Source organism: Cyclobacterium jeungdonense, from assembly GCF_010994275.1.
In the GTDB taxonomy this organism is placed as follows: domain Bacteria; phylum Bacteroidota; class Bacteroidia; order Cytophagales; family Cyclobacteriaceae; genus Cyclobacterium; species Cyclobacterium jeungdonense.
In genome coordinates, this window is the sequence record NZ_WMCD01000016.1 from 61,660 (window position 1) to 69,196 (window position 7,537).

Annotated in this window: 6 protein-coding genes; 1 reads left to right on the top strand and 5 read right to left on the bottom strand. The window is 44.4% G+C overall.

The window, feature by feature from the left end; translation table 11 throughout:
- Positions 1 to 5 precede the first annotated feature (5 nt).
- The 4 genes from ccoN to GKS34_RS22125 form a co-directional block, all read right to left on the bottom strand.
- Positions 6 to 2,138: a cytochrome-c oxidase, cbb3-type subunit I gene (gene ccoN, locus GKS34_RS22110; RefSeq protein WP_163387176.1), complete on the bottom strand. Its 2,133-nt coding sequence runs from the start codon at positions 2,136 to 2,138 to the stop codon at positions 6 to 8.
- A 1-nt stretch (position 2,139) separates the two neighbouring features.
- Positions 2,140 to 2,322: a cbb3-type cytochrome oxidase assembly protein CcoS gene (gene ccoS / locus GKS34_RS22115; RefSeq protein ID WP_163387177.1), complete on the bottom strand. Its 183-nt coding sequence runs from the start codon at positions 2,320 to 2,322 to the stop codon at positions 2,140 to 2,142.
- Positions 2,313 to 4,766, bottom strand: a complete 2,454-nt coding sequence (locus GKS34_RS22120; protein WP_163387178.1) for a heavy metal translocating P-type ATPase — start codon at positions 4,764 to 4,766, stop codon at positions 2,313 to 2,315. The genes ccoS and GKS34_RS22120 overlap by 10 nt, the downstream gene beginning before the upstream one ends.
- Before the next feature lie 63 nt (positions 4,767 to 4,829).
- Complete coding sequence (locus tag GKS34_RS22125; RefSeq protein ID WP_163387179.1) at positions 4,830 to 5,453, bottom strand: hypothetical protein; 624 nt, start codon at positions 5,451 to 5,453, stop codon at positions 4,830 to 4,832.
- 307 nt (positions 5,454 to 5,760) lie between these two features.
- Between GKS34_RS22125 and GKS34_RS22130 the strand changes: the two genes are divergently transcribed.
- The gene (locus GKS34_RS22130; protein WP_163387180.1) at positions 5,761 to 6,492 is read left to right on the top strand and encodes an SIMPL domain-containing protein; all 732 of its coding nucleotides are present in this window, start codon (positions 5,761 to 5,763) and stop codon (positions 6,490 to 6,492) included.
- 10 nt (positions 6,493 to 6,502) lie between these two features.
- Here GKS34_RS22130 and GKS34_RS22135 read toward each other — a convergent pair whose 3' ends face one another.
- Positions 6,503 to 7,354: an oxygenase MpaB family protein gene (locus tag GKS34_RS22135; RefSeq protein ID WP_163387181.1), complete on the bottom strand. Its 852-nt coding sequence runs from the start codon at positions 7,352 to 7,354 to the stop codon at positions 6,503 to 6,505.
- Positions 7,355 to 7,537 lie beyond the last annotated feature (183 nt).

Below are 7,537 nucleotides of genomic sequence, written 5' to 3' on the forward strand. Positions count from 1 at the left end.
GGTTTTTAGGGATTGGAACTGGTGGTTTTACTGATATCGGTACCCAATCGCTGCAGGTAGGCAATCAAAGCAACTATCTCGGATTGAGGCAGGACTTCTACTCCTGATTCTTTCAGCCCGGCTACAATGGATTCTGCCTGAGCGTTCAAATCGTTGATGGCCGATTCATCGTACCCTTCCGGATAGGGAACTCCCAGTTTTTGCATGGTTCGTATCTTTGCTCCTATATTACTGTGATCCATGATATTCGTTGTCATCCAGGGATAGGGTGGCATCAGTGATCCGGGGGACATGGTCCGGGGATCCACCATATGGTGATAGTGCCAGCTATCTGGATATTTCCCTCCTACCCGGTGCAAATCCGGTCCGGTACGTTTGGACCCCCAAAGGAATGGCCTATCGTAAACATATTCACCGGCTTTGGAATATTCACCGTACCGCTCAGTCTCGGACCTGAACGGGCGAATCATCTGAGAGTGGCATCCGACGCAACCATTGGAAATGTAAAGGTCTCTTCCCTGCAATTCCAGTGGAGTATAGGGCTCTACGCTGCTGATGGTTGGCACGTTGGATTTAATCAAAATAGTAGGAATAATTTCGACAACGCCCCCAATCAAAATGGCCACTGTTGCCAGTATGGTAAAGAATACGGGTTTTCGCTCCCATGCCCTGTGCCAAAATTCACCCTTGGTAGAAACATGCTTGGCCAGCGCAGGCGCTTCATCGGCCTCTTCTTCAAGGAAGGAACCGGCTGCAGCCGTTTTCACCAGGTTGTAAACCATAATAATGGCTCCCGACAGGTAAAGCAGCCCACCAAATGCGCGGAGCATGTACATGGGAACGATCTGGATTACCGTTTCCAAAAAGTTCGGATAGGCCAATCTTCCAGCATCCCCAAACTCTTTCCACATCAAACTCTGAGTGAGGGCCGCCACGTACATGGGCAAGGCGTAGAAAAGAATACCTAAGGTACCCAGCCAAAAGTGTGTGTTGGCCAATTTTACAGAATACAGGTTGGTTCTCCACATTTTTGGCCACAACCAATACAGCATGGAAAAAGTCAGGAATCCATTCCATCCCAAACCACCAATGTGTACGTGGGCCACTATCCAGTCGGTGTAGTGGGCGATGGCATTGACATTTTTCAAGGAAAGTAAGGGGCCTTCGAATGTAGCCATTCCATAAGCGGTAACAGCTACTACCATAAATTTCAATACTGGGTCTACCCTTACCTTGTCCCAGGCCCCGCGAAGTGTCAGTAGTCCATTCACCATACCTCCCCAGGAGGGAGCCAAAAGCATGATTGAAAAAGCTACTCCCAATACCTGAGCCCATTCCGGCAAAGCAGTGTATAACAAATGATGCGGTCCTGCCCAAATGTAGATAAAGATCAGGGACCAGAAGTGGATAATGGAAAGCTTGTACGAATATACCGGACGATTAGCAGCCTTGGGAAGGTAATAGTACATCAGGCCCAGGAAGGGGGTGGTGAGGAAAAATGCAACCGCATTGTGCCCGTACCACCACTGTACCAGAGCATCCTGGACGCCCGCATAGGCAGAATAGCTTTTAAAGAGCGATACCGGAAGGGCCAGGGAATTGAAAATGTGAAGCACTGCCACTGTCACAAAGGATGCCAGGTAAAACCAAATGGCAACGTACATGTGCTTTTCCCTACGCTTGATTAGGGTACCAATCATGTTGGCTCCAAATGCCACCCAGACAATGGTAATGGCGATGTCAATGGGCCATTCCAACTCCGCGTATTCTTTGGAAGAAGTCAATCCCAAAGGAAGCGTGATGACAGCAGAAAGGATAATAGCCTGCCAGCCCCAGAAATGAAACCAACTCAAGGTCTTGTTCCACATGGGGGCTTTTAGAAGACGAGGCATGGAGTAGTAGATGCCTGCAAAAATAGCGTTGCCTACAAAGGCAAAGATCACGGCATTGGTATGCAGTGGCCGCAACCGGCCAAAAGTGGTATAAGGGTTGCCCATGTTAGCCTCGGGAAGGAAAAGCTGAGTAGCAGCAATCACCCCAATCAGCATACCGGTTATCCCCCATATAATGGTGGCTGCACCAAAGTATTTCACGATCTTATTATCGTAACTAAACTGTTCAAGTAATGGTCCTGACATATCACTTCGTTTTTTTAGGTGTTTTATTTTTCGTTTTGTTTTTAGTTTTTTGATCAAATAATATTCTCATAGCCGGTGTGTGCTGATCATCGTATTGCCCGCTTTTTACCGCTTTGAAAAAAAGCGCTAAAAAAACACCGGCCAAAACCAAACTCACGCCAATCAATACAAATATTACTTCCATTCTAGTGTCGGATCTTCATTCATTCCCTTTTTATGAGCAAAATAATTGGTGGCCAAGGTAGTAAATAATACCACCGAAATACTGCTGGCAGGCATTAAAATAGCACAAAAGACCGGACTTACCAATCCCTGAACCGCAAAGAAAATCCCCAGTGCATTATAAGTAAAACTGAGTCCAAAACTGCTTTTGATTATCTTCCTGCCCAGCCGGGCATATTCCAAATACCCTGGTAGATGGCGCAATTTCTCGCCATCCAGGATGGCATCACTGGCAGGGCTGAAATGAGAGATGTTTTCCGTTACAGCAATGCCCACCTGCCCTGCTTTTAAAGCTCCCGAATCGTTCAACCCATCGCCGACCATCAGGACCTGATTTCCCTTTTCCCGAAGCCGATAAATTTGATTTAATTTATCTTTTGGACTTTGCTGAAAATACATGTGCATCCCAGGGCCGAATTTTTCCTCCAAATACAGCCGTTCATGATCCTGATCTCCTGAGAGTAAATGAAGGGAATGAGATTTGGCCAGCTGCTGTACCATTTCCTCCATGCCTTCCCGCATACCACTTTCAATAAAGAACGTGCCTAAATGGACTCCCTCAATTAGTAGATGTACTTTATTCCCCTGCCGCTTAATAGCGAAGTCATTTTTTAGTGCAGAAAAGGCAGCGGCTCCCAAGCTTACATCCTGGGATTTGTAAATGGCTTTCAAGCCTTTTCCTGGAACTTCCTCCACTTGCGCTAAACTGGCCGCAGGTATATTCCCCAACCAGCGATTAATCCGGTTACTCAATGGATGTATGGAATGGTTTACCATTGCCTTTAACACAGAAAGGGTTTCGTCCGAAAGCGTCTCTCCCTCGAAAATTATTTGCGCTTTGGAAGGTGAGGTCAGCGTTCCCGTTTTATCAAATACCAGCGTGTCTACCATGGCCAACTTTTCTATTACCTGGGAGTTTTTTAGAAAAAATCCTCGTTTTCCATATATACGCATCACATTACCCAATGTAAAGGGCGTGGACATAGCTAAAGCGCAGGGACAAGTGATGATTAAAACAGCCGTGAACGCCCGGACACCCATAGGCAAATCATAAAAACTCCAATAAAAAAGGGCACCAAAAGCAATCAATAATACGGTGAGCGTAAACTTTCCGCTAATCCGGGCGGAGAGGGAGGCCAGGGAATCTTCCTGTTCTTCCTTGTTAAAGGTTTCTTGATTCCATAAATCGGTAAGGTAGCCCTGAGAGGGTGATTTTTGAACCAGTAATTGTACGGACGAGCCTTTTAACCTTCCTCCTGCATAGACCAGAGCCCCCTTTTTAACCCGTACAGGAACCTCCTCTCCGGTCACAAAACTATAATCAATCAATGCCTCTCCATCCAGCAATACACTATCCGCAGGCACCAGCTCCTCATTTCTTACACTGATCCGGTCTCCTACCTGAATTTTCGTCAATGGGATCACTTCTTCCCGGTCTTTCACCATCCTACTCACCGCAATGGGAAAATAAGAAGTATAATCCCTGTCAAAAGATAACGAATCAAAAGTCTTTTGCTGATACCACTTGCCAACTAACAAGAAAAACAACAAGCCTCCCATCGTATCCAGATAGCCCTCCTGCCCAATTACAAAAATTTCATACAGGCTATACGAAAACAACGTGGCTATGCCCAGGGCAATGGGTACTTCCATACTCACCGACTTGTTTTTCAAAGACATCCAGGCATTCCTAAAATAGTCCGTAGCTGAATAAAAAAACACTGGCAAAGCCAACACCACGTTCAGGTAGCGAAACAACTCCCTGAAACCATCCCCTAGTAATTCCGCCTCGGAAAAATACTCAGGTAGACTAAAAAACATCATGTTTCCAAAACAAAAGCCCGCGACAGCCAATTTGTAGACCAGTTTTCTATCTACAACAGTTTTTTTGGGATGAACCATGTCCGATAAGTGGATCTGTGGTTCGTAACCAATGCCAGCCATCAGAGAGACGAGTTCTTTCAAGCTGATTTTTTCTTTTAAAAATTTAACCTGTACTTTTTTATTGATAAAATTTACCCTTGAATAATAAATTCCCTCGTGCAAGCGGTGGAGGTTTTCCAATAACCAAATACAGGAAGCACAATGGATCAGGGGCACATAAAAGGTGATGTGGATGTTATTGTCATCCTTAAAATCGACCAGATTATCCAAAACTTCCTGATCATCCAGGTAGTCAAAGCGATTTAAGCGTTCATTTTCGTTTTTCTGGTTACCACCGGGTGAATCGGAGATTTTGTAGTAATCGCAAAGATCATTTTCGTTCAACACCTCGTACACCGTTTTGCAGCCGGTACAGCAAAAATCTTTGTGATCGTGCAAAATAATATCCCTCTCACAAAGTTCCCCGCAATGGAAGCAGGTGGTTCGGGTTTCATCATGAATGCGGGTAGAGGTGTTTTTCATTTGGCGGCAAGTTACTTCAGCTGAAAAGTCGAAAATATGACGAAAGTCATTAAATATACTGATTTATAAAGCCAAATAAAAAGAAAGCCGCTCGTACCACATACCCCCCTTGTAAAAGTGGAACAACACTTTGGCCAAATCGGCCTGATTATTTTTGGTGGTGACTAGTAGGGTACAATGATGTTTAACCGCATAGGACCAGAAATCGCCGATTCGATTAAAATTAAATTTTATAAATGAGGTTTCTGCCGTATAATTACTCACCTCCTGAATAATCTCATGCTCTTCCTTTAATTTTGATTTGGGAATAAATGCCGGTGAGATAATGGTAGCCTTGCTGTTTGAAATATTTTCTGAAAACAGTTCCAGAAAGTGCTTGATAATCTTCGCAGAAGCAGGCGTCCCGTCATAATGAAAAAGCAACCGTTCGAAGGATAACTCCCGGTCGTAAAGCAACACCGGTACGTCACAGGGTTCGCTCTCCATGGCCTTTGGGTATTCCAATCCGTGCAACCAATCCAACACCTTTGGCAAACGAGCAGTGTAAAGCTGTGCCATTCCATTATCCAACAATTTCTGATTCTCACTAACTAACGATGTGCCGAAATCTTTCGGCGAAGGAAACCGGTAGTGAGTTGTAATCAGGTCATCGGGAAAGGCAAAATGTACATCTACTTTGCGCTGCATAAGCCAACCATTTTTTTACAAAGCTAGCAGCAGAGGAGACTGGAGATAGTGATATTGGGAAGGCCCGAACATGATTAATGTCATGTTTTATCCACTGGGCTATTCCTGAAGACTGGGGAAAAATTTTATTTCTACCATGGCGGAGTTATGTATTCAATAATTACGAAATTAGCAGCAACAAATTTAATATCAATGAAATCGAGCATGACGCAAGCGACTCACGGACGGATGATTAAAAAGCGTGCGAGATTCTCCCGATTAAAGATCGGGACAGGCTATCTGACAAATAAAAGAAAATTATAAACAGATGAAACACCACCTTACTGCCGTCATTTTTGCCCTGGCCATTGTTAGTTCAGCCGTTATTTTAGGTAATGCCTTTTGGAAAAGAAGTCTCGCCCAATCCAAAATTTCCGTCACCGGTCTTGGAGAAACCGACTTTATTTCGGACCTGATCGTTTGGGATGGGCATTTTGAAAAACAAGCTTATTCTTTGGGAGAAGCCTATACGGGGTTGGAAAAGGATAGAACGGTGGTAATGGAATACCTTCATACCAAAGGCATCGCCCAGGAAGAGATCGTCTTCAGCGCGGTCCAATCCCGACAAAATACGCGCGCGGATTACAATGCCGAAGGCCGGTATATGGGAGAAACCTTCCTTGGGTATATCCTGAGCCAAAACATCAGCATTGAATCCAAAGAAGTAGAAAAGGTAGAGAAAATTGCCAGGGAAATCACGGAATTGCTTAATAAGGAAATCCAGTTTTATTCCCAGGCACCCCGGTATTATTTCACCCAACTTGCTGACCTCAAAATAGAACTCATCTCTAAAGCTACAGAAGATGCCCGCCTCAGGGCTGAAACGATTGCTAAAAACTCAGGTTCAAGTCTTGGCAAGTTGATTACCGCCGACATGGGCATATTTCAGATTACCGGGCAAAATTCCGGAGAGGATTATTCCTGGGGAGGCACTTTCAATACCTCCTCCAAAGCAAAAACGGCTTCCATCACCATGAAACTGGATTACCAAATCAAGTAAAAAAAAAAAACTACTTTCGGTGACCAAATGTTCCCAGTTCTTCGATCTGATATCCTTCGGGATAAGTAGACCTCTTTCTTTTTGTCCCAAGGGCCGGCTTCTTCCGCTCAGGTAAGGAGCCCGCCAGTAAAGCCTTCAGCCGCATGGATTTCTCTACAAGAAGACACAAGGATTTTGGTGGATTGGGTAAAGCCATCGCCTTTCTAAGTGGAGGATCCATCAGACAATAGGCAAAAGGTCGGCCCAAGGGGATAATTCTCCTTGGTAAATAAAATCCAATTAGCAAATCCAAGGTTTTATCACCAATTTTTCTGTTTGCCTGATGAAAGGAAAAATGCGATTGTTCATATTTCAGGTTGAAGGCTTCAAAAGATTGAAGTGAATCGGGTACGTGTACGATGTTCATTCTTTTGGCCAATTCCTGATAATTGATCAGAATGGCTTCTTTTTCTAAGGTCGTAAAGGGACGCCATCCCCACCTATCCATCCAGCGAATAGGCTCAAATATAAAGGTAGACAGCACATACAGGTAATCCTCATTGGAAATTTTAAACCGCGCATGCATGGCATTCATACGTGCTATTGCTGCCCTACCTCGCTCACTGTCCATTCCATTTTCCAGGATTTCGTAAAGGATCAATTCAGTATCGTCGTACCGCTTACGAGTCCGGTTCACAAATTCTCCGGTTGCCACCAATAACCGGGACACGGACGGAACGGCAAAAGTCCTGAAAAGCGCAAACTCCAATGCTTTCTCCATGTCCCAGGGAAAACAATGAAAGGTCAGAAGGTAGGCAATGCGTTCGTAATCCCGTTTCGGGTCCAGGCTGGCAATTTCCCTAGTGTACGATTTAAAATTCATCTTTGACGCAAATAATGTGAAGCCAAGTTACTTGCTTTAATGCAGGGTTGAAAGCCGATAATCAATAAACTGTAAGGTGAATTTGAAAAAGGGAAAAAGAATGCTTTATTTTCCAATTAAACTTCCCAATATGAATAAACTGATTCAAACACTGATCCTGATAGGAATCACTTTTCCTCTATG